Below are 22201 nucleotides of genomic sequence, written 5' to 3' on the forward strand. Positions count from 1 at the left end.
GGTCGAAAGAAGCGGGGGTTTCTTTACGGGGAAAGGGCCCCATGAAGAAGAAAAAACCGCACTTACTTATGATACGGTTCACCGTATTGGGTGTAAGTGCGGTTTTTTATAACTTTTATTTTATTCTACTCATAAGATATACTTATGATGCTCCAAGGAAGTACCAGGCTATGTTCAACCCTACCGAATCTGCTCAAATTATTCTAATTAACTCATTTAGTTGGTAGTTACATTTACAAAAAAAATTAACTAGAAAATACGGGGGATGAATAATATGGCTAAACCATTGCACCTAATTCTTAAGTTTCCAAATAAGTTACTTGATGTTGGTGGTAAAGAAACCAATACAATCATAGAACATAAACAGTTATGTGAGTCATAAAACAGATTGATATGGGGACAAGGCTCACAAAGAAAATCAAGTGGTGTTGCTGAAAATAACAGGGAAATAATTAAGAAACAGATAAAAAAAGATATTAATACATATACTTTCTTTTTAGCTAACAACAACAATCAGAGAGAATTGTACGTTGGCAAAATGGTTAACATCTATGATAAGGGAGAAATATCTGCTGATAGTCCTTTAACAAATTTTATTCCTAGCTATTATGCTTCAAGAGTTGGTACTTCTGCTGATGACAATAATTTATTTGTGGATGTTACTACCTTCTTTAAAGTAGACTCCAACTATTTAGACAATATCAAACTTATGAGTAACGGAAAAGAGATACTTTCAATTAAAAATTCTAGCTCTGTTTTCTTAGTAAATATTGATGAAAAACTGGAAAAATTATTAATTGAAATTCTTAGCAACTCAGAGACAAACTTTCAATATCAGGCAGAACAAGAGAATGTGCCTGATGATGTAACAGTAGAAGACATACCTAAAAATAAACCATCAATAACATTAGGAAATGGTACTAGCTCATATAAAAGGGACTCAAGAATATCCAAGACAGCAATTGTTACAGCAAAATATAAATGTGAAATTGATGCTATCCATAAGGACTTTATTTCAAGAGTCACAGGCAAAAACTATGTTGAGGCACATCATCTGATTCCAGTAGAATATCAAGATGATTTTACTAACAGCATTGATGTAGAGGCAAATATAGTTTCTTTATGTGTAGGCTGTCATAAAAAACTACACCATGCTACATCCACAGACATAAAGTCATTAATTGAAAAATTATATAATAGTAGAATTAAAAGGCTAAAAGACTGTGACATTGAGCTAACTAAGGCTAAATTACTAAGCTACTATAAATAAAACATACTCTAACTAAAATAATAAAAGTAGCTTCTACTGTTAGTTGAATAATGTTTAACCTTTCTTCGACAACTGGAAAAGTGAACCTACCAGCACCAAGAAAAAACGAAGGAAGGACACTTTGTCGGAATCGTTGAAAGAATCTCAAGAGACACGAAAACAGATTGCTGTGGCTGCTGAGGAAAAAAAGGGTGGTTTTTGGTCGAGGTTGTTTGGTGGGAAATCTTAAAATTTTAGGAGTGTTTACATGTTTGGAGGGTTAAACAATTTACGCTTTGGATGAGAGCGGAGGTAGAAATATCAGAAGAAAGAAAAAGAGCCTATGTTGCGCTAACAACAAAGGCTCCGGTTGAAAAATAACCACATAGGAAAAGTAAGTATATCAACCAGCACCAAAGAAAACAATGCAGCTGACCACATTGCGGTTGGTTGCATACATAATGAAACGGAGGATTAAAAATGAAAGCGTTTTCTAAGATTATTCTAAGTATGATCATGTTTATTGGTGTGGTTGCTCCATATCAAGCGTCTGCATCTACACAGGATATGGAGGACATACAAGGAACTTCCAATCATTCCTACTCTGACGGAAGTAATCCCTCCGTAACCACACTTGATAATGGTCATATTTTAAACGTGTATGAAGATCAAACAAGCGATGATCTATTGTATCGATTAGGTCAATAAATAGACAATGATATCGATTGGTATAGTGATCCGATTAAATACGGGACAGGAGGAGCAAGTCCAACTGTAACTGTACTTGATAATGGAGATATAATAGAAATGCATGAAAATATATCGAATGATTATTTTACTTATAATTTAGGTCGTTATGAAGATGGAGAAATTGATTGGTATAGTGTAAATAATTCATATCATTCTAATGGTGAAAAACCATCTATTGTTGCGCTGGATGATGGAGTGGTATTAACGGTATATATATCAGATACCACAGACCGTCTTACCTATAATTTAGATGAATACAAAGATGGTAGACTTACTGCGATAAGTAGCGTAAGTAGTAATCCACATGAAGAGATGGCAGTTAATCGATCTGTGACCGTTATGGATGATGGGGGAATATTAATCTCTCAAGAAAGTGCTTCGGGTGAACTCTATTATGTAGTAGGAACTTACAATGGCGGAAGAACACTTGAATGGTTTGATCGGTCATGGACGAAATACGCTGATGGGAATAATCCTTCATTGACGGTTCTTGATGACGGTCAACTAGTAAACGTGTACGAAGATCAAACGAGTAATAATATCTATTATCAATTAGGAGAGTTTGAAGAGGGTGTTATAAATTGGTCTGATAAACCGATTCACTATAGCGTGGGTGAAAACCCTTCTGTAACGGTTCTTGATAATGGACATATAGCAGCAGTAAGAGAAGAGGATGGACTTCTTTATTATGACGTAGGTGAATATACTGACGGAAAAATTGATTGGAATATTGAAATACCAATTGAAATCCCAGAATTAAAATACTTAAATATTGACGAAGTAGATCCAGACAATAATTATGCTTGGGGAGAAGATTCTGCAATAACGGTACTACAAAATGGATTAGTATTAGCTGTTAAAGACCGTTTGGGTGATTTAGGTTTTCAATTAGGAGAGTATCTTGATGGTAAGATGTATTGGACAAGACCTGTTGATTTTGAAAAAGGTCATAATCCTTCCTTAACAACTTCATGGGACGGTACTGTGATAGTTACTTACCATCAAACTGGTTTTCCACAGCATCGACTATATTACCAAACTGTTAGAGTGCCAAATGTCGGTGAAATCTCCGCACTTTTTTAAATTTCTCAAGAGGAATTAACTCAACTATTTGTTTATTGTCAACAATACCCCCATAAAGTTCGCTAGAATCTGTCAATATGCAAGTAGCAAAATCTATCTGATCTTGCTGAGCTACGACAAACATAGAGTCGATAGTACCCCTAGCGAAAGAGGGCCATATAAAATTGTCTATATATATTTTTGGTTCCAATTCCTCACCGGTATATAATTCTTTCTTAGTTCTTGTTATTTTGAATAATTCTTCTTTTGAATTTGCAGTCATAACGCCATCTACATCTAACCCATCTGGCACATCATCTAAGTGATTGTCAATGTGAAAGAGAAATGAATTTTCTTTTATAGTACCTTTTAATCTTTCTAATTCCCAAGCTGCAAAAGCCCATGAATGGTCTTTCATTATGTATATATTCTTTTCGGGAATGTATATTTTCCAATCAGACATAGAATCAAAAATATCAATATCCATTTTAAAAAGCCTCCATAGATTTAGAGTTTAATAAATCAACTATTGTTTGTCTTTATTCCTCTCAAGCGAGTAGAACGACCTAACGAAGATACATCTTAAATCTTTAACCATGGTTTATATTCCACACCAATACCAGAGACACGACCTTCTTTAATCCACTTCTCAATTTTAGATGTTCTTTTTCTTTTGGACATTAAAACACCCCTTTAGACAATCATATCTAAAGGAGTAAAAACGGTGCAACTTTTTTTCAACCGGTATGACTTTATTGTGGTTATTCTATTTTTTTTATGAAAATAATTGTGCATAAAACGATCGTATTATGGACTTTTTTAAACGATCATGAAAACCTAAGGAAAAGCCATTTATGTTGTCCATAAAACCGTCTTTAATTCAAAGTGTGTTAAATGCAACAGTAAAACGTTTTGTGGACTATCGATGTGAATTGCGTATTACTTGATGTGAAGTGGGATTCATCAAACAGCATCCCTAAATGTTTTGTAAATTGAAAATCTACAAATAGGTTTTGATCTTTCATTTGCTAGTGAACAGTGGAAAAAAACGATTTATGTTCCTAAAGAAAATAACCAATATTTGATGTTATAATTTAGGGGATTACAATATTGGGAGGTATTAGATGAATTCAACTATGCTTTTTATTTTAACGGTAGTGTCTATGGCCATATGGGTCATGGTTTCCCGAGAATCTATACGTGAGTCAAAAGATAAAGAAAAAAATACAGGTAAAATGATGACGCTGATTGCAGCAGGTAGTTTAACTACCATATTTTTTTTAGTCTCACTCTACCAAAAATTGTAGTGGTGAAGGTCTATGATCAGCCCCGTTTAAACCGTGCCAAGCTTGGAATACCGTTTATCTCACTGAAGCCACTAATCATTTAAAACAAAATGGGGCGTTAGATGAGAATTGTTACCTCATGTATCACCTCTGGCATGGGAACATATTAATTTCCTTGGTGAATACAAGTTCGATTTACATTAGTAAAACTAGTTTACAGTCTTTACCGTCATTGAACATAACTAAAGCCGAATTTCCCTTAGCGTAGGGAAATTCGGCTTTTTTACTCCAAATATTGTCTTAGCGTATATTTCCGTTAAAATGTTGGCGGTACCCCTAGAAGGAAGGAGGTATTACGGATTAGAGGAACTATATAGCTAAAATAAATTGAAGGATTTATGAGAAGGACTAACATCCTGTGTCATTCTCTATACACAAAATAGTTTATACTACCTTGAACTGAGTTATTTTTTTCTACTAATGACCTAAACATGCGCAACCCACGATAATTAATAGAATAAAAAGCACAACAATTAAGATAAAACAGCTGCATCCAGAGTCAGAACCACCGCCACCGCCGTATACATAACCGCCACTACTACCACTCATACATTTCACCCCCCCAACAAGTAAATTAAGATGCACTTAAGCACTCTATATACTCTATGCTTCATTGGATTATGGTGGATAGATGAATGTCTGTAGTTAATATATTTTTATGGACCCTTCTGGTGCAAAAATTGTTCTGTCAGAGACATTCCTATAACCGATTCTGGTAGAAGATTAAATAAACAAGAAACTGAGGAGGATTTTTCTATAGTTATTTTGTCAAAAAACAAATAAGAGAATTAATTTAAGAGAAGGATCTCAAAACAGCCAAGGACGCACAAGAAATGTTAAAAGAGATGTTTAAAGACGTGATACAAGGGGTACCACCAACTTTGTTGTGGTTATTCCATTTTTTTACACTGTTTGGTTCCATAACTTAAAAGATTTGATACTACTTTCAAGGTGTAGTAATATCAAGACCTATGAAGGTGTCATATGTTAGGGTCATAAATGGAGGGTGAAAATCGTGAAATATGGATACGCAAGGGTTAGTACAGCGTCACAAGATTTAGAATCGCAAACTCAATTTCTCCCATTGGCACCAGATCCACTTTGTCCATATAAAAAAGAGGAGCACTAAGCCCCTCTTTTTTTGTTCAATTTCGTAATTTTACCTATACATTTTTCACCTGTTTTTATTACTACCTCCCTCAAATGACACTTTATATTGGATTGGCTCCAAATTTGCATGATAAGAAAGGAAGGAATAGGGATTCTTGATTATTTTGATTGGCTCAATCTGATTAGTCTGATCTACAAGGTACAAATAGTATAGACTGCCTAATACCTTAGCAATTTTCAATTCATGATCAGACAAATAGAAGGGACCGTCTGGATTAACGCTCTTCACTTCAATAAAACGATTTGGCTCTAACCCTGAAGTAGAGAATGATAAAATATCATAACCGGCGTTTACAAAACTGTCCGATATGCATTCTACACGATCAGCCTCCGCAATAAGCCCCTGTTCCTGAAGCCGTCGTTTTTCATAACAAAGAACATACTCTTCCGCTTCTCTACCCTTTCGCGCCTGTAGTTCCAAAATAGCATGTAACTCTTCCTTTGTAATAGGTGGCTGATGATCTCGTACCCATGCATGTTCACCCAACAATTCCAATTGATCATCAGACTGAACTGCAACACCCAGATAAATCATCTCTTCTGTCCACTGTTGGAGAGATTTAGAGATCGTTGAACGCATAGCCTGTCTTTTACCTGAATCATTAAAACAAAAATAATTCATCCACTGCTTGTTTGTCGCATCTTCTAACGAAACATACCACGACGCCATCAGCTTTTTCTGCTTGATGTTCAGATCATAGCAACCTTCACTCCCTGAATCGCATAAACGATGGCCTCTCGGCTTTATGAACAATTGATGTTTATCATCAATTCCAAGCAACTTTAAAAAAAGAAGAAGTTCTAATACTGGTTTCGACGCTTTTGTTTTTCTACCTCCAAGAAAAGAACTTTCCAATAATCGAAAAAGATAACTTTGAGTTATCTGGCATTGATACTTATTTTCGAATTCCTTTACAGTGCGAATTACCCATAGTAAATCACAAAACTTCTTCATGGCTTCATGCTCTGGATATGTTGAATTACCGTATCAAAATCTTTTTGAAGCTCATTATCCTGACCCCAACCTTCCTGAACCAAATCCAACGTACCGATAGGCATGTCTATATCTAAAACACTACGCATTAACAATGCTTTTTCCTGCAAACGCTGATGAATTACCTCGTCGATCGTTGCTTCACTCTCAATAATATAGTAAGTTGTAGTTTGTTCGTCCGACAATCCGATCCGATGAATGCGATCGAGAGACTGGAGATATTGACCGCAATTGAAACTCCTGTCTAGATAAATAGCATGGTGACAATCTTTGTGTAAGGAAATAGACTCCGCGCATGCAGCAGGATTCGCAATAAGAATACACGGCTTGTCTGATTGTTTGAATTGACGGATCTGCTGCTCTCGATTGAACGCCTCATCATCTTCATCACTTTTCGGTACGCCACCATAGATAAGGTAGGTCGTGATTCCAAGCTGTATAAAATCCTTTCTTAATTGAAAAATATTGTTAACAAATGTACTCCACAATAGCACTTTATGACCTTGATTAATTAATTTTTTCGCCAGTTCAATTGTTTTCTGTATCTTGTTTGGCTTTTCATATAGTGGATAATTCTCAATGAGTTTTACCATATCTCCCCCATCGTAAGTAAGTGGTGGTATCTCAAACTCTTGTGAGAAGTCACCCAAAAGGGCCGGATTTGAAGCAGTTTGCAGGAGTCGGATAATTTTTGCACGCCTGAATCGAGCCATTTGAGTAATCTCACGTGATGAAAACTCTTTTAATTCTTCAATAGTACGGGCGACTATTATATCGTAAACCTTCTGCTGTAACAACGACATCGGCACGGTAATCCTTTCAACCACAAAGGGAGGAAGATCCAGATCCTTCTTATTAATTCGGAAGAAGAAAGGACTGATTTTTTTCTGAATCCACTCAACATCATCTTTATTACGTTTCACTTCAGCTTTATAATGATTTTGCTCACCCAATAAAAATTTCCCTGGCCACAGAAACGTCATTTGTGAATAAAGGTCTAACAATCCGTTTGGCATCGGAGTTCCTGTACTTATTGCTCTTCGTTGGGCGTATGGCGCCAACTTTAAAAGTGCATTCGCCCATGTTCCATTCTCAAAACGTTTAATGTAATGGGACTCATCAACAACGAGCATTATTCGATACCGCTTCATTAGTTCAATCAGCTTAACTGCGTCTATAGCAGCCGTTTGAAAGGTTGTCAGAAAAAGGTCGGCACGATCAGGATTTTTGTATTTCTTCTCTCGATCCGTTCCTAAAAGGCGGTAACTTACTACTGATCTACCGAAGCATGCAGCAAATTCTTCTTCCCATGCCATAAAAGCACTCGGAGGACCTATCACTAGAATTTTCTCTATTTCACCCTTCTCTTGCCAAACCGAAAAACCAGCATATAGCATCGTTGTTTTCCCGCTACCCGGTACAGAAAAGTTGGCGGTATTCTTAACAGCTAGCATATGACGAACCGCTTTCTTTTGATAGGATTTTAATTCCCTCTTAAACCCAGGTAAAATAAGTGCTTCAACATCACCCGTTTCCTCTTTCACAGCTAGTCCCAGTTTGGATGCATCTTCAAAGATCTGCTTTTCATCACCAATCTTTTTGCTAAGAAGATCAACATTTCCGCTGACCTGAAAAGGGATTTTTTTTCTCCTAAAGAATGACTTTAGATCTTCAACAGTACTTCTAATTTTAATTAGGTCATCCATAACATAATTTTTCGAAAACTCACTTTTCACAAATCCTTGCTCCCGAAACATAAGTGAATATTGACCAACATACAACTCAGGGCACCTGGTTACATCAACAGTTAGCAAATTCCAGTCGTATTCGATTTTCACCATTGAAAATTACTCCTTCACTTTTTCCTTTATTGTGGAAACTAGTTCATCTAGCTCCTCAAATAAGACTTTAAAATCCTTCTTAGCAAAAGCATCGCTATCGTCCTGAATCTGTGTCAGTAGATTGATTGCTTTCTTTAGTAGTTCTTCTGAACGATCGTTGTTACGCTGCATTCTAGACATTTCCGCAGCAGCTGTTACGTCGTTGAAAATTTCTTCAGAAGTAGCATTGTCCTGTTTGAACATATTTTTCGTAAGCACCTTAAATATCTTGTCGTCGACGAATGCCTCTCTGAGATTCCGGATATGGTCACGTTGGGTAATCGTTTTGTCAAAGTCTTTATCTAAATTCACTTCAAGTATACGGTACATAATGTCAATCACTTTCTCATTTTCGAAAGGATTGAACCCAAGCTTCTTCAGCGCGGCGATTTCCTTTTGAATCTCAACAAAATGCTCGTTTAAATTCAGTAAGATCGTATAGTTCTCCGGCTGGTCGATAGAATGCAAAAAACCATCGACTAAATCAAGGCGGTCTTGATATTCTTTAAGTTTTTTAGGTTTCCAGTCCAGTGTTTCAAGTAGCTCCTGCTCACTCATGTGCTCCAATCCTTCTTTAATCTTTAATAAATCATTTATAGGGTTATATTCTTCCTTTAAATCAGTTTTAATCTGGAATTGGACTTCCAACTTATAGATTTCTTTTGCAGGCACATTCGCCGGAAGCCGGTGAACCAGCAAATACTGATAGCATGAACGTGGGGATTTTTCGTTGAGACGTTTCATACAGGCTAATCGACGATTTGCGTCCACCAGAAAGCCATCTTGCGTTATAACGCCAGGACTTAGCTGACCGTAACTCTCCAAGTCATTTAAAAGACGTTCGGATTTGGCATTCTTAGGAATCAAAAGGTCTATAAAATAAGATTCATGGGCAGGGTTACGATTATCTAATTCGAAACCGATCTCCTGCTCCTTCAAGCGTTTCTCTGCGGCAAAGCGTCCATTATCAACATTGAAGCTGAGTAAGGAAATCGGGATCTTGTATACCGGCAATTCCTGTGGTTGTCCCATAAACAAAAGCATTTGCTTTGAACTAATAGAGGATTTTCCACCATTATCGATATATTGATCTATTGCATTTGCCCGTTCTGTCCACCCTGTTAACATAAAGATCACTCCATTTTGATAGTATTTTTTATTCATATTTCAATTATTCTCTATTAAAATAGCTTTAAAACCCTTGAAACTAATTTTTATTTTATCCATACTTACCCCCTTACCTTAAAAGTGAACTAAAAAAAGACAATAGCTGTTACAGCTATTGTCTTTATTCATATCTAGTTCCTTATTCACTTTGATTGAAGAAAACAACTTTGTGAATATGGATCAGTTAAAGGACATTTTAGAAAGAGAACATCAACTGAATTTAAGTCAAGCCACCTTGACACGAGATTTTAAATATTTGGGTATTGAGAAAAGAGAAGGAGTGTACAAATACGTCAGTCGCACAAAAAAACAAATCCATCAAAACAAAGCAACAGAATTGGTTCAGGATCATGTAACGTCTTTTGACAATGACCTGTCGGTTCATCATATTAAAGTGCAAGATGGAAAATCATCAGAAATTGCTCATCACCTTAAACAAGGCTATGCTGCAGTAGTATCTCATGTACAAGTGGATGGTGACACATTGATCATCTACCTACGCAAAGGGAAAGACGCTGAAGAACTATTAAACACTTTAGGTCAACGTTAATTTAGAAAGCTCATCAAATCCTAGTCCCAATAAACTAAATGTCATGAAATCAACACCCTTTTGAAAATAGAAAAAGGATATTGATGTCGGTAGTTAAACATCTATATCCTTTTATAATTGGTTTGGTTGATTTACTTTATATCCTCTGACTCCTGCTCTTTAAAAGAGGCACACCATCTTTTAATATCTCCCCATACACCCTTTCCCCATCTTTCAGGCAAATTAAAAAGAGTAGATGATTCGTATCAGCGTCTAACGCCACACAAAACATCCACTCATTTTCTTCTGTTTCATATACACAGGTATTAACTACAACCTTCTCAGATGTAGCATCCAACAGCTGCTCTGACACAAGGTTGTCGTCCAACTCATCTTTATGTAAAAGAACCGATTCTTCTCCTACCAATTTCTCGTCAATTTCAATGCCGTATTGCGTTAACATAAAAACTCTAAAATCATCTACGTTATAATTGTACATACTGACCCCTCCATTTTTTACACATGCCCTTTTTCTTTTAATGACGTATACTTCCCAGTAATGGAGTTTGATAGCTTTGTATTCCTATTCTCTTAATGTAGATTTTTACTACCAACTCTATTTCTGATGTTTTTTTGAATAACATATTGAGCCTGTAGTCGCTAAATAAAAAAGGATAGTATTTAGCGTCTATCTGCTACATACTATCCTAATTACCATTATGGTAGAAAAATTATAAAAAACCTCACTTACTTATGGTACGGTTCACCCCTATTAATCCGAAACGCCCGATAAACTTGCTCCAACAACACCAACTTCATCAATTGATGAGGAAAGGTCATTTTTGAAAATGACAATGCAAAGTCGCTTCGCTTCATTACTCTTTCACTTAACCCTAGTGATCCTCCAATGACAAAAGCAATTTTACTTTTTCCGTAGGTGGCGAGCTGGTCAAGTTGTTTGGCAAGTTGCTCGGAGGTGAGCTGTTTTCCTCCTATTTCGAGGGTGATGACGTGGGTGTCTGGGCTGATTTTGGATAGAATCCGTTCGCCTTCTTTTTGTTTAACGATGGTCATGTCGGCTTCGCTCAAGTTTTCAGGTGCTTTTTCGTCTGGGACTTCGATAAGGTCGATGGTGGCGTATGCGCCGAGGCGTTTAGTGTATTCGGCGATGCCTTGTTTTAGGTATTTTTCTTTGAGTTTGCCGACTGTAATGATAGATATTTTCATGGTGTGTCCTCCGTGTTTGGTATGTGTTTATTGTACAGGAAACGGGAGTCACTGAGGGATTTTGATCATTTTTTCGTATCAAAAAGTCTAAGAACCACCTCCTCAATTACAAGATCTTGTCCCCACTTGATTAAATTAACAACGACAAACGGGTCCATTCTGTCGTCCAGATAACGAGGCACATCGCAAAACGATTTGTTCTATCTAGAAGAATACAAAATGATGGGTATACGAAAAGCCAAGCGATGGTATCACTTGGCTTTTTCGCTCGTTCAGTGGGCATTGACCTGAAACACACTCATGCAAACTTATGCCGTGGTCGTCTTATACTTTGCCACCCTGCTTTTGTTATTCACATTGTGGATATCGAATTCCGTCTGATATAGCACTACATTATTGAAAGCGATATCATTTTTTTGTCGAAGAAAGGCTTAATTATACTTGTTGCCATCCGCTTTCTGTCTTTTTCAGGTGCATTATTCACAAGAATCTTATCTATTTCAAGGTTTGTCGAAAAAAGTTATTCCACTCCTATAAACACTTTATCCACAAAAGTTATGCACATATCCACATTCTCTATCCACATGTCGTATGAGATCATTCGTTCGCCACAAGATATACCGGTTGCTTTCGACAATATTCACAAGTTGTGGACAAAACCTGCAAGTTATCCACTGTATTTAAAATAGGAAATGTTTCTTGCTCATCCACAAACACATCGATTGCAAGTTCAATATGTTCCTTGCAACAATAAATCTTCATCTTTACTAGCTCCTTCATTTTTAAATTTCATTTATTGTAGCATATTTTACTTTTTCGTTAATTCACCCTCTTTATTTCTAATCGAACGTAATCGTGTACGTACGGTTTTTTTGTTCCCTGGAGCCACAGGATCCTTTAATCAAAAAAAGAGACAGGAATCCATTAAGGTTCCTGCCTGCAATATATGTGAACTCACCCTTTACAATTGTGCATCATCTATAAGGGTGAGGGTGTACTCTTGCAATTCACCGTTTCTGTACACTTTCACTTGCATGTCATCTCCGACATTTTTTTCAGTGTAAAGGTGCTTACGTAGTTCGATCATGTTATCGATTTTTTGACCATCCATTTCGACGATCACATCCATGCTTTGAAGACCTGCTTTGTCTGCAGACGAGTTTTGTACGACATTATCGACAACAACACCTGATGTCACTTCTTCAGGTAGTTTCAATTGCTCGGCTCCCCGATACATAGTTGGTACATTTGCAAGGTCAATGAGCTGTACTCCCATTGTTGGACGTTGTAGCTCACCTTTTGTCTCAAGGTCTTCTATGACTGGCACTGCCATGTCAATTGGGATGGCAAGTCCAATTCCTTCTACGGATGATTCAGCAATTTTCATGGAGTTAATGCCAATAACCTGTCCTTCGATATTTACAAGTGCACCCCCACTATTACCAGGGTTAATTGCAGCATCTGTTTGGATAACTTCTGTTTGCCAATCGACTTGACCGTCTTGGTTACTGTCCACTGGAATTGTACGTTCAACACCTGATATGACACCTGTTGTAACAGATCCTGAGAATTGCAGTCCAAGTGGATTCCCAATTGCAATAGCCGGTTCACCTGGTGTTAATGAAGAAGAAGTACCGAATTCAGCAACCGTTTCAATATCAGTTCCATCAACTTCTAGTACAGCTAGGTCTGTCAAAGGGTCGCCTCCGCGAACTTCCGCTTGAAGCTTCGTACCATCAGTAAGTGTAACTTCTACTTCCTCCGCACCTTCAATGACATGATTGTTCGTCACGATAAATGCACTGCCACCTTCTTTTTTATAAATGACACCAGAGCCAGTTCCAGCTTCTCGTGACTCTTGGTCTTGGTTAAACATGTTACCACCACTTTGGAGGTTGGTAATGCCAACCACTGCGTCACCCGCTCGTTCAACTGCTTGTGTGACATCAGATGTGACATCATACGAAACATTTTCAGTTTGTGGCAGTGATCCGTTTTCGTCCATTTGGCCTAATGTATCATTATTTGATGGAGTAAAAATGTAATCTGAAATCATCGGTAATGCCAGCACAACTACAAGCGCACCAATGATAAGACCAGATAAACTTGATACGAAATACCCTCCCTTGCTACCTTTTTTTGATCTCGTTTCTCTTTCTTCATGATCGTCGTAATAACCCATTTATTTATCATCCTTTCTTTTACGATTTTCTATAGTTCATAGTATAAGGACCCAAGATGAAAATTAGATGAAAAACAATTAAAATTACAAAGAAATTTTTATCCATTTGTCGATTAAGGTTATCTTTTCAATCTATTATACAGAAAATTCATGCTATAATTAATATACTTATGAAAGGTGGCGATTTGAGATGAAAAACGTTAACATCATCCATTTCAAAAACAGTGGAGAAATAAAGAACAGCTAATCGAGCGATTCAACTTATTAAGCTGAATGCTCGATCGCTCGTTTGACAATTAGGAGGGCATTCATGCTAAACAAACAAGGATTCGATTTATGGGCAAATGATTACGATCAAACGGTTCAGGTAAATGCAGAAAATGATTTATATCCGTTTGCTGGTTACAAAACGATTTTAAATACGATTTTTAATGAAGTGATGCAAAAAAAGAAATCAACTGTTCTAGATATTGGATTCGGCACGGGGATTTTAACTACAAAGCTATATGAACATGGACATCGACTAGATGGGGTTGATTTTTCGACACAAATGATTGCCATCGCACAGGCTAAAATGCCTAATGCTCAACTAATTGAATGGGATTTTACAAACGATCTTCCAAGTAATGTTCATTCCAAAAAATATGACTCTATTGTAAGTACGTATGCACTGCATCATCTCACTGATAGAGAAAAAATATCTTTTATCCAATATTTACTCCCCTTTCTTTCAGAAACAGGGAAAATTTTTATAGGAGATATTGCTTTTTTAACACGTGACGATCTTGATTTATGTAGGGAAAAGAACATTTCTTATTGGGATGATGACGAGTTTTATTTTGCATTTAATGAACTATATTCTGCATTGAAAGACGTCTGCCTATGCGAATTTCACCCCATCTCTCATTGTGGTGCGGTCATAATCATTTCAAACAAGTAACCAGTATGCACTGATCATATTTTATGATCAGTGCTTTTTATTCCCCTCTTAACGTCTCTCCCTTGACAACTCCTCACTAACCCTCCATGATGGAGGCAACTTATTGAAGTAAAAGGAGAGCGTACGATATGAAAATTGAAGAGGTATTGGAATGTTTACAGCAGTGGGTTGAGGAAAACCACTCCCACACGATGCTTGGTGAAACAGCAAAATACATTCCGGCTCTCGCCGAACAAGATAAGAACCAACTTGGAATCTGTATTATGGATTTTGATGGAGATACGTATAAAGCGGGCGATACCGAAGTTACTTTTACACTTCAAAGCATTTCGAAGATCATCAGTTTTATCGCGTTATGCCATTTTAAAGGATTGGATTTTGTGTTGGATAAAGTGGATGTGGAGCCTACGGGTGAATCGTTTAATTCAATTATCCCATTTGAAATTCATCGTCCTGGTAAACCATTTAATCCGCTCATCAATGCCGGTGCAATTACGGTGTCCTCTATGTTACCTGGTGATACTGTTGATGAAAAATACGAGCGATTCATTGCCTTTGTTGAAGGCATGATTGGTCATCGACTGCATTTAGATGAGGACGTATACCAGTCGGAGTGGAAAACAGCTCACCGAAATCGAGCACTAGCTTATTACTTAAAAGAGTCAAACCTACTTGATTTGGATGTGGAAGAGGCGCTTGATATTTACATTCGCCAATGTTCAATTTGCATTGGATTAGAGGATTTAGCAAAAATTGGTCTTGTCATTGCACACGACGGTTACGACCCAATTACCGAAAGACAAATATTCAGCAATGATGTGGCTCGCATCGCAAAAGTCTTGATGGTAACATGCGGCATGTACAATTCATCAGGCAAATTCGCAGCGCACGTTGGGATACCAGCAAAAAGTGGCGTATCTGGTGGAATTATTGCTGCCGTTCCACCTAAATGGCATTCTGATGAAAAAGCATTTCGTAAAGGATGCGGCATTGCAGTGTTTGGTCCGGCAATTGATGCGAATGGGAACAGCACTGCAGGCACAATGTTATTACGACAAATTTCTACTGAATGGGATTTTAGTATTTTTTAATAAGTTGATTGAAAAAAAGACCGTCCACAGCGATCTTTTTTCCAGGTTTGGATGATAGGGCTAACCATCCTTTTCAGATCTTAAATCGTCCCCTCTCTCGCTGTCCTCACTACTCCTTCATCATACTCGAAATCATCTCTCGATCCATCGGACCCATAAGTTTTTTTGTGATCAGGCCGTCTTCATCCAGGATATAGGTGGTTGGTATAGCGATGGCTTGAAACTGATCACCTAGCTGGCCAGATTCGTCCATAAGGATAGGAAATGTTAGGCCATAATCTTCTACAAACGATTCAACTCGGTCAATACCGTTGTCCATATTCGTTAAATTCACCGCCAACACCTCAACGTTATCCTTATCAGCTTCTTCCTCATAATATTCCTGTATATGCGGCATCTCTTCTATACAAGGGCCACACCACGTAGCCCATAAATTCAAGATAATTTTTTTTCCGCGATAATCACTTAATGAAACAATGCTTCCATCCAAAGTTGTTGTTTGAAAGTCTGGTGCTGCTTGACCCTCTTTGAGTGCTCCTCCAGAGGTAACAACTTGAGCCGAGGAATTGTCAGATGGCATCACTGCATATTCCTGTTGGCGCGCTAATTCCTCTTGTCTCTCTTGTTTATCGTTTACAACATTTACGATTAAAGTAATTATTAACCCTACAACTAAAATGAGCGCGAGAATTCGTTTAATCATGGTTACATCCCCTTTCGTTATAGAAAACGTGATTCAAAATATTAATCTATATAATCTCACCCTCTATCATAATCATATTTCGCAAGCATAACGTACACAAACGCTCATTTTCACAAAAAATTCAATTCCAACACACAAAAAACCACATTCTACTAATTAGATTGTGGTCTTTTCTACGTCAAATGTTGAGGTCAAGTGAAATTACCTTACTTTTTTGTTTCAATTTTAGAGGGACAGTTGTCGCCACTACTCCTTCATCAAATTCGAAATCATCTCTCGATCCATCTCACCAATGATTTTTTTCATGATTATTCCATCTTCATCCAGAATATAGGTTGTTGGTATAGCGAAGGCTTGAAACTGGTTACCCAGCTGGCCAGTTTCGTCGTCCATAAGGATAGGAAATGTTAGGCCAAAATCTTCTACAAACGACTCAACTCGACCGATGCCATTTTCTACACTCGTTAAATTCACAGCCAAAATCTCAACGTTGTCCTTATCGGCTTCGTCCTCGTAGTATTCCTGCATATGCGGCATTTCAGCTATACAAGGTCCGCACCATGAAGCCCAGAAATTCAACATGATTTTTTTTCCGTGATAGTCACTTAACGAAACAACGCTTCCATCTAAAGTCGTTGTTTGAAAATCCGGTGCCACTTGACCTTCTTTGACCACTGCCCCAGAAGTAACGACTTGAGCCGAGGAATTGTCAGATGGCCTTTCCCGTTGGTACGCTAATTCATCTTCACTCAATTGTTTATCGTCTACAACGTTAATAATTAAAATAATTATTAACCCCGCAACTAAAATGAGTGCAAGAATTTGTTTAATCATGGTTTCTCTCCTTTCGATAGAAACAAAATTCAAAATACTCATTATATTATTATTTCCCTCTATCATAACTGATATTCACAAATAATTCATTTCCACCACGCAAAAACCACAATCTATCAATTAGATTGTGGCATTTTCAATTAAATAGCATATAATTCAGTTGGCTTTTTCTCATCAGTATCATACAAATCAAACTGTTCACCGACGATATGCCCGCGTTCCTGTAAGGTTTGCATAACACTCATTCGAGCCAAGTCTTTCATGTTGTTGTCTTTTGATAAATGAGCTAAATAAATTCTCTTCGTGTTATCTCGAACCACATCACTCATAGCAAATGCGGCATCTTCGTTGGATACGTGGCCTACATCGCTCAAAATACGACGTTTAATGCTCCACGGATACCGGCACATTCGAAGCATACCTACGTCGTGGTTGCTCTCAAACACATACGCGTCGGCCCCTTCAATAATCCCTTTCATCCGATCGCTAACATAACCTGTGTCCGTTACCAAAACAAGCTTTTTTCCATTTTGATGAAAGACGTAAAACATTGGTTCAGCAGCGTCATGTGACACGCCAAATGATTCAATATCAAGACTACCGAACGTCTTTACCGACTCCATCGGAAAGATGAATTTTTGCTCTGAATCAATTTTTCCGATTGATTGTTCCATTGCTGCCCACGTCTTTTCGTTAGCAAAAACAGGCAAATTATATCGACGCGCAACAATCCCCAGTCCTTTTATGTGATCGCTATGCTCATGTGTGACCAATAAACCGCTCAAATCTTTCATTGAGCGGCCTATTTGTTGGAACAACAGCTCCATTTGCTTGCCACTCAACCCTGCATCCACAAGAAACGAATGTTCCTCGGTCTCCACATAGATCGCATTACCCGTACTCCCGCTCGCGAGCACACTCATGTGCATCGTCATATCATTTCACTCCACTGCCGCTTCATTTTCTTCATTGATCTCAAATACACTTCCATCTACTGCATTGACATAATGAATGACTTGTTCACCATTTTTTTGTTCAATGTCCAAACGCCAAGTAGGGGTTAAGACTTGAGTCTCAGAAGTATTTTCTCCATCGATCTTAAATACACTGCCATCTACATTTTCTTCCAAACGCCCGGTAGGGGATAAGACTTGAGTCTCAGGATTTGATTCAGCTAAATGGATGAATGTGTAATACCCTAGTTCTACGTCCACCTTAGAATCTGGTTCTACTAAACTCTTACGATACAATGCCTCAAGTGCTTGACTTGGTGGAATCAGTTCTTGAACTTCAGCAAACTCTTCTATTGAAGTTAACATCGTTTGCTCGTAAGAATCAACCGCTGCCTTTTCATTTAAATAAAAAACTAGACGTCCATTTATATTATGATATAGATCCATATCTTTATAAACTTGATGGTAAATTAGGCGCTTCGGATCTTCTTGATACTCCAAAAATTTATATTCTTCGCCGCCTATAACAAACTCTTCTAAATAGGATTTAAGTTCTTCTGGGTTTTCTGGGTCTTCCACGGCGATTGAATCATCATTGAGGAAAACTAGAAGCTTTTTTTCCTGTTTGTTATTTCTGACTATGGTGGAAGCTGACTGATCCATTAACGAACTCTCTTCATCAGCTGAAAATTCATGCACTCTCGCATTTAAATAAGGATACTCATCCTTTTCTGAAGGAATTTGAGTTAAAGATATGTTCTCTTTCTTGATTTGTTGTTCCAATGTTTGTTCTTCTCTTTGTGCATACTGGCTAGTTTCCCATTTTTTTATGAACTCCGTGAACAAAAAAACGTTCAAAATCAAAAACACGACGATAAAGATTGTTGTTGCTTTACTCCAATCCATCCAAATCTCCCCCTCCATCAAACGGAACAGGTTGCCAGTTACCCTTGTATCGATAGAACCACATCGGTTCAAGCTCATACAAGACACCGTTTTTGGAATCCCTGGTCATACGATAAGCAACCGTAATATCTTCTAACAGTTTAGGATCATAATCTTCCTGCATTTCCAGCGTCTCTTTAACTTCATACCCAGATTGCATTTCTTTTGTATCTCCAGCAGGCACATAATCGTCTAATATCATAAACGAACGATCATACTTATAAATCCTTTTCTCTCCCCACTCTTGATCAATTTGTGCAGCACCTTGTTCATTAAACACTGGCAGACCCTTAACATAAAGACGGAATGTGATCTTTTGATTAGATGCATCAAGATCATATAAATAATAGTCGTTCACCCATCCAGCGTGTTCATTGACAAACCGATGACTTTTTTGAAATAACTCACTGGCATCTCCAACAACGGATGTTTCGGATGTTTCGGATGTTTCGGATGTTTCGGATGTTTCGGATGTTTCGGCTGAGGGGTTCACGTAATTTAATGTATTGTTTAAAGAGTCTACTTTCATTAAGCTTGAACGATCAATATACAGCGTTTCAGTTTCATTTCCTAAAATATTTGTATTGGTATTTACTTCTCCTTGGTCAGGGAAAAGTGCGTCCCGAAATCTAGTTGAATCAATTCTCTCCATTACATATTTATATTGAAACTCTTCTTTTCTAATTTCAGGTAAAAAAAGTATACGATCACCCGTGTCGTATGGAAAATAGCTTTGGTACCCTGACGTCGTGGAAACGATGTTTAAATTAAATAACTCCTGTAATTCCTCTAACTCCTCTACTTTTGCTTCATATACAACTCTTGCATCATACGAAACGAAGTAAACACTAAACGTCGACGTTTCCTCTTCATTCCATTCGACAACTATTCGATCAAACGTTGTCGCAGGAAGGATACTATCTCCAAACTCCAACACTTCACCATACGAAGTGAAAGGCACTTCTGATGGAAAAATAACTTCAAGGCGATTGACTCCGTGAACCAAATCCTTAAATTCCTCTTCTGACAAAGCAAGGGGTTTTACATTAAAGAATGTCGGGTTTTCTATAATTGAGATCAGTTTATCGATTTCGGTTTCACTGGAGGTTCCGTAATTTGAATCAGATTCGGACCCATGAACAAGAAAACGACTCGGCTTAATCAGTTGGGATGTAGATCTGATTTCATTAATGGAAACGTCTACTGCGGTTGTTGACTTTATTGTATCGTAGGTAGGTTGATACGACCAAACATTCCACGTCAACAGGCCACTTAGTACAACAAGTAGCATTAACAGTATAGATTTAAACAAATCAATAGTCATGACCATTCATCCTCATTTGTTGAATCATATGGAAGAGTAAAGTATACCGTTGTCCCTTTACCCTCTATACTCGATGCCCAAATTCGTCCACCGTGTGCTGTGATCATTTCTTTGGAGATGGCAAGCCCAAGTCCTGTTCCACCAAGCTTTCTTGCGCGTGCTTTATCGACTCTGTAGAAACGTTCGAAAATATTCTTTAAATTTTCGCGTGGAATTCCTACTCCTTGGTCAGAGACACTAATCACAATCTCTCCTTCTTTCTCATTCTTTTCAACCTTAAAGCGTAGTTGTCCACCTTCAGGAGAATATTTCAATGCATTAGAAATAATATTATCTAACACCTGCGTCATTTTGTCGGTATCAATTTCGACATAGAGTAGTTCATTTGGAAGCTTCGTTTTAAATGTTACGCTTTGTGATCGTCCCATTTCAAAACGGTCAATGATCCGCTGATAAAAATCGTTAAAATTAACCCAATCTTTATTTAGACGGTAATCTTTGCTGTCCATTTTCGATAGCTGTAATAGATCGTTAACAAGTCGAATCATCCGCTCTGTTTCCGTCTGCGTTACATTTAAAAATTGAGGGGCGATCTCTTGATCCTTCCACGCTCCTTCAGCAAGTGCTTCTAAATAGCTACGCATGGTCGTAAGTGGTGTTCTAAGCTCATGTGATACATTTGCTACGAATTCTCGACGTTCTGCATCAATTTTTTCCTGCTCTGTAATATCATGCAGTACGGCAATCAGACCATTTACAAACCCGGTTTCTTTTTGAATGATCGAGAAGTTTGCACGCAAAACATATGGGTGACCTGATGTACTGAAATCGAGAATGACTGAATCTTGTTGGCTCAGTAAGTCATCAAACGAATACACTTCCCCAACGCCAAGGAGGTCTGTTATTTCCTGTGAGAGCACTGTTTCACGTGAAACATTTAGCATTCCCGCTGCTGAGTCATTGATTAAAATGACGCGCCCCTTACGATCAGTCGCTATTACTCCATCTGTCATGTACGAAAGCACAGATGAAAGTTTGCGACGCTCTCCTTCAGTAGTTGCTTGTGCTTCTTGTAGCTGCTTCGTTAAGTTATTGAACGTAATGGCAAGTTGACCAATCTCATCATAGCCATACACTTTAACTTGCCTCGAAAAGTTTCCTTTAGACATCACTAGTGCTTGCTTTCTCATATCTGAAATAGGTCGGATAATTGTCTGGGCCAGCAGCACGCCTAATATGGCTGTTATAACGATCGAAATAACTGTTCCTGCAGATAAAATACCATTGATTTCATCCATTTGTTCGAACACATTTTCAATCCTAGAAACAATGTAAATCGCCCCAATGACATCCCCACCAGGAGACTTGATCGGGGATGTAAGAACCCAAATCCTGTCTCCGTTAAGTTCAACAAAAATTTGATTAGTATCTGCCCCTGTCAATTCATCACCCGATAAGGCGTACTTAACCACCTCTTCAGTTGTTGGTTGACCAACAATTGATTGGTTATTTTGATCAGAGGTACCTAGTATTCTATTTCTTGCATCGATTACCTGAACTTCCTGAACATCATCCGAGTTTAAACCTTGTAACAATACACGAATCGATTCAGTCAACTCTAGATCATCCTCAGACCTTGTCCCTTTAATATCAGCAAGAATTTCTTCTCTAACAGTGTATTCAAGAGGATTGATCCGCTCTTGAATTGACTGTTGAAAGTTATAAACGAGTGTCTCTTCAAGATTTCTAGCAAAATACACACTAATAATTTGCATTCCAAGTGCGATCAGTAATACATATATCAATACAAATTTGAAGTGGATCGATCGAAAAAAACCAACTTTCCTCATTCACA

General features: G+C 37.8%; 22 protein-coding genes and 3 pseudogenes. 9 read left to right on the forward strand and 16 right to left on the reverse strand.

Annotation, left to right across the window (positions count from 1 at the left end; genetic code table 11):
* Positions 1-388 precede the first annotated feature (388 nt).
* The 4 genes and pseudogenes from AB1471_RS04860 (at position 389) to AB1471_RS04870 (ending at position 3082) form a co-directional block, all read left to right on the forward strand.
* Complete coding sequence (locus AB1471_RS04860; protein WP_367778606.1) at positions 389-1270, forward strand: HNH endonuclease; 882 nt, start codon at positions 389-391, stop codon at positions 1268-1270.
* 115 nt (positions 1271-1385) lie between these two features.
* Positions 1386-1499, forward strand: a pseudogene (locus AB1471_RS18510) (DUF3967 domain-containing protein); the annotation flags it as partial.
* Positions 1500-1729: 230 nt separating this feature from the next.
* Complete coding sequence (locus AB1471_RS04865) at positions 1730-1957, forward strand: hypothetical protein (RefSeq protein WP_367778607.1); 228 nt, start codon at positions 1730-1732, stop codon at positions 1955-1957.
* 99 nt (positions 1958-2056) lie between these two features.
* A complete protein-coding gene (locus AB1471_RS04870) occupies positions 2057-3082 on the forward strand; it encodes a hypothetical protein (protein WP_367778608.1) in 1026 nt (341 codons plus the stop codon).
* On the opposite strand, the gene AB1471_RS04875 is transcribed toward AB1471_RS04870, so the two are convergent.
* Complete coding sequence (locus tag AB1471_RS04875) at positions 3042-3548, reverse strand: peptide arginase family protein (RefSeq protein WP_367778609.1); 507 nt, start codon at positions 3546-3548, stop codon at positions 3042-3044. The two genes, AB1471_RS04870 and AB1471_RS04875, sit on opposite strands and share 41 nt — an antisense overlap.
* A gap of 98 nt (positions 3549-3646) precedes the next feature.
* Positions 3647-3742: pseudogene (locus AB1471_RS04880) on the reverse strand (heteromeric transposase endonuclease subunit TnsA); the annotation flags it as partial.
* Between the two features lie 443 nt (positions 3743-4185).
* On the opposite strand from AB1471_RS04880, the gene AB1471_RS04885 reads away from it, so the two are divergent.
* Positions 4186-4368 (forward strand): hypothetical protein, encoded by a 183-nt coding sequence (locus AB1471_RS04885; RefSeq protein ID WP_367778610.1) that lies wholly within the window; start codon positions 4186-4188, stop codon positions 4366-4368.
* A gap of 43 nt (positions 4369-4411) precedes the next feature.
* Positions 4412-4615: pseudogene (locus AB1471_RS18320) on the forward strand (Tn3 family transposase); the annotation flags it as partial.
* Between the two features lie 209 nt (positions 4616-4824).
* Here the strand turns inward: AB1471_RS18320 and AB1471_RS04890 are convergent.
* The 4 genes from AB1471_RS04890 to AB1471_RS04905 form a co-directional block, all read right to left on the reverse strand.
* The gene (locus tag AB1471_RS04890; protein WP_367778611.1) at positions 4825-4956 is read right to left on the reverse strand and encodes a YjcZ family sporulation protein; all 132 of its coding nucleotides are present in this window, start codon (positions 4954-4956) and stop codon (positions 4825-4827) included.
* Between the two features lie 625 nt (positions 4957-5581).
* On the reverse strand, positions 5582-6247 hold the full coding sequence (locus AB1471_RS04895) for a protein NO VEIN domain-containing protein (RefSeq protein ID WP_367778612.1): 666 nt from the start codon (positions 6245-6247) through the stop codon (positions 5582-5584).
* A gap of 281 nt (positions 6248-6528) precedes the next feature.
* Positions 6529-8412: a DEAD/DEAH box helicase gene (locus AB1471_RS04900; protein WP_367778613.1), complete on the reverse strand. Its 1884-nt coding sequence runs from the start codon at positions 8410-8412 to the stop codon at positions 6529-6531.
* A gap of 6 nt (positions 8413-8418) precedes the next feature.
* Entirely contained in the window at positions 8419-9579 is a 1161-nt protein-coding gene (locus tag AB1471_RS04905) for a hypothetical protein (protein WP_367778614.1), read from the reverse strand.
* Between the two features lie 154 nt (positions 9580-9733).
* On the opposite strand from AB1471_RS04905, the gene AB1471_RS04910 reads away from it, so the two are divergent.
* Complete coding sequence (locus AB1471_RS04910; RefSeq protein WP_367778615.1) at positions 9734-10168, forward strand: hypothetical protein; 435 nt, start codon at positions 9734-9736, stop codon at positions 10166-10168.
* Between the two features lie 136 nt (positions 10169-10304).
* Here AB1471_RS04910 and AB1471_RS04915 read toward each other — a convergent pair whose 3' ends face one another.
* From AB1471_RS04915 to AB1471_RS04930, 4 genes are all read right to left on the reverse strand, one after another.
* The gene (locus tag AB1471_RS04915) at positions 10305-10646 is read right to left on the reverse strand and encodes a hypothetical protein (RefSeq protein ID WP_367778616.1); all 342 of its coding nucleotides are present in this window, start codon (positions 10644-10646) and stop codon (positions 10305-10307) included.
* A 248-nt stretch (positions 10647-10894) separates the two neighbouring features.
* A complete protein-coding gene (gene rlmH, locus AB1471_RS04920) occupies positions 10895-11374 on the reverse strand; it encodes a 23S rRNA (pseudouridine(1915)-N(3))-methyltransferase RlmH (RefSeq protein WP_367778617.1) in 480 nt (159 codons plus the stop codon).
* Between the two features lie 597 nt (positions 11375-11971).
* On the reverse strand, positions 11972-12136 hold the full coding sequence (locus AB1471_RS04925; RefSeq protein ID WP_367778618.1) for a CxxH/CxxC protein: 165 nt from the start codon (positions 12134-12136) through the stop codon (positions 11972-11974).
* 199 nt (positions 12137-12335) lie between these two features.
* Positions 12336-13556 (reverse strand): S1C family serine protease, encoded by a 1221-nt coding sequence (locus tag AB1471_RS04930; RefSeq protein WP_367778619.1) that lies wholly within the window; start codon positions 13554-13556, stop codon positions 12336-12338.
* Between the two features lie 310 nt (positions 13557-13866).
* Here AB1471_RS04930 and AB1471_RS04935 point away from each other — a divergent pair, with 310 nt between their 5' ends.
* Both AB1471_RS04935 and AB1471_RS04940 read left to right on the forward strand, forming a co-directional pair.
* The gene (locus tag AB1471_RS04935; RefSeq protein WP_367778620.1) at positions 13867-14496 is read left to right on the forward strand and encodes a class I SAM-dependent methyltransferase; all 630 of its coding nucleotides are present in this window, start codon (positions 13867-13869) and stop codon (positions 14494-14496) included.
* Between the two features lie 128 nt (positions 14497-14624).
* Positions 14625-15587 carry a glutaminase gene (locus AB1471_RS04940; RefSeq protein ID WP_367778621.1) on the forward strand — a complete coding sequence of 321 codons (963 nt, stop codon included), beginning with the start codon at positions 14625-14627 and terminating at the stop codon, positions 15585-15587.
* A gap of 109 nt (positions 15588-15696) precedes the next feature.
* On the opposite strand, the gene AB1471_RS04945 is transcribed toward AB1471_RS04940, so the two are convergent.
* The 6 genes from AB1471_RS04945 to walK form a co-directional block, all read right to left on the reverse strand.
* A complete protein-coding gene (locus AB1471_RS04945) occupies positions 15697-16290 on the reverse strand; it encodes a TlpA family protein disulfide reductase (RefSeq protein ID WP_367778622.1) in 594 nt (197 codons plus the stop codon).
* Positions 16291-16536: 246 nt separating this feature from the next.
* Positions 16537-17124: a TlpA disulfide reductase family protein gene (locus AB1471_RS04950; protein ID WP_367778623.1), complete on the reverse strand. Its 588-nt coding sequence runs from the start codon at positions 17122-17124 to the stop codon at positions 16537-16539.
* A gap of 140 nt (positions 17125-17264) precedes the next feature.
* Positions 17265-18059: an exodeoxyribonuclease YycJ gene (locus tag AB1471_RS04955; RefSeq protein ID WP_367778624.1), complete on the reverse strand. Its 795-nt coding sequence runs from the start codon at positions 18057-18059 to the stop codon at positions 17265-17267.
* Between the two features lie 6 nt (positions 18060-18065).
* Positions 18066-18983 (reverse strand): two-component system regulatory protein YycI, encoded by a 918-nt coding sequence (locus tag AB1471_RS04960; RefSeq protein ID WP_367778625.1) that lies wholly within the window; start codon positions 18981-18983, stop codon positions 18066-18068.
* Positions 18970-20346 carry a YycH family regulatory protein gene (locus tag AB1471_RS04965; protein WP_367778626.1) on the reverse strand — a complete coding sequence of 459 codons (1377 nt, stop codon included), beginning with the start codon at positions 20344-20346 and terminating at the stop codon, positions 18970-18972. Before AB1471_RS04965 ends, AB1471_RS04960 begins: the two co-directional genes overlap by 14 nt.
* Complete coding sequence (gene walK, locus AB1471_RS04970) at positions 20343-22196, reverse strand: cell wall metabolism sensor histidine kinase WalK (RefSeq protein ID WP_367778627.1); 1854 nt, start codon at positions 22194-22196, stop codon at positions 20343-20345. Before walK ends, AB1471_RS04965 begins: the two co-directional genes overlap by 4 nt.
* Between the last annotated feature and the right edge of the window lie 5 nt (positions 22197-22201).

This window comes from Jeotgalibacillus marinus (assembly GCF_040801915.1).
In the GTDB taxonomy this organism is placed as follows: Bacteria; Bacillota; Bacilli; order Bacillales; family Jeotgalibacillaceae; genus Jeotgalibacillus; species Jeotgalibacillus marinus.

Bases quoted from the DNA above. Each gene is read 5' to 3' on its own strand.
- AB1471_RS04865 (WP_367778607.1), top strand. From the start codon at position 1,730: ATGAAAGCGTTTTCTAAGATTATTCTAAGTATGATCATGTTTATTGGT.
- AB1471_RS04870 (WP_367778608.1), top strand. From the start codon at position 2,057: ATGCATGAAAATATATCGAATGATTATTTTACTTATAATTTAGGTCGT.
- AB1471_RS04875 (WP_367778609.1), bottom strand. From the start codon at position 3,548: ATGGATATTGATATTTTTGATTCTATGTCTGATTGGAAAATATACATT.
- AB1471_RS04885 (WP_367778610.1), top strand. From the start codon at position 4,186: ATGAATTCAACTATGCTTTTTATTTTAACGGTAGTGTCTATGGCCATA.
- AB1471_RS04890 (WP_367778611.1), bottom strand. From the start codon at position 4,956: ATGAGTGGTAGTAGTGGCGGTTATGTATACGGCGGTGGCGGTGGTTCT.
- AB1471_RS04895 (WP_367778612.1), bottom strand. From the start codon at position 6,247: ATGGCGTCGTGGTATGTTTCGTTAGAAGATGCGACAAACAAGCAGTGG.
- AB1471_RS04900 (WP_367778613.1), bottom strand. From the start codon at position 8,412: ATGGTGAAAATCGAATACGACTGGAATTTGCTAACTGTTGATGTAACC.
- AB1471_RS04905 (WP_367778614.1), bottom strand. From the start codon at position 9,579: ATGTTAACAGGGTGGACAGAACGGGCAAATGCAATAGATCAATATATC.
- AB1471_RS04915 (WP_367778616.1), bottom strand. From the start codon at position 10,646: ATGTACAATTATAACGTAGATGATTTTAGAGTTTTTATGTTAACGCAA.
- rlmH (WP_367778617.1), bottom strand. From the start codon at position 11,374: ATGAAAATATCTATCATTACAGTCGGCAAACTCAAAGAAAAATACCTA.
- AB1471_RS04925 (WP_367778618.1), bottom strand. From the start codon at position 12,136: ATGAAGATTTATTGTTGCAAGGAACATATTGAACTTGCAATCGATGTG.
- AB1471_RS04930 (WP_367778619.1), bottom strand. From the start codon at position 13,556: ATGGGTTATTACGACGATCATGAAGAAAGAGAAACGAGATCAAAAAAA.
- AB1471_RS04935 (WP_367778620.1), top strand. From the start codon at position 13,867: ATGCTAAACAAACAAGGATTCGATTTATGGGCAAATGATTACGATCAA.
- AB1471_RS04940 (WP_367778621.1), top strand. From the start codon at position 14,625: ATGAAAATTGAAGAGGTATTGGAATGTTTACAGCAGTGGGTTGAGGAA.
- AB1471_RS04945 (WP_367778622.1), bottom strand. From the start codon at position 16,290: ATGATTAAACGAATTCTCGCGCTCATTTTAGTTGTAGGGTTAATAATT.
- AB1471_RS04950 (WP_367778623.1), bottom strand. From the start codon at position 17,124: ATGATTAAACAAATTCTTGCACTCATTTTAGTTGCGGGGTTAATAATT.
- AB1471_RS04955 (WP_367778624.1), bottom strand. From the start codon at position 18,059: ATGACGATGCACATGAGTGTGCTCGCGAGCGGGAGTACGGGTAATGCG.
- AB1471_RS04960 (WP_367778625.1), bottom strand. From the start codon at position 18,983: ATGGATTGGAGTAAAGCAACAACAATCTTTATCGTCGTGTTTTTGATT.
- AB1471_RS04965 (WP_367778626.1), bottom strand. From the start codon at position 20,346: ATGACTATTGATTTGTTTAAATCTATACTGTTAATGCTACTTGTTGTA.
- walK (WP_367778627.1), bottom strand. From the start codon at position 22,196: ATGAGGAAAGTTGGTTTTTTTCGATCGATCCACTTCAAATTTGTATTG.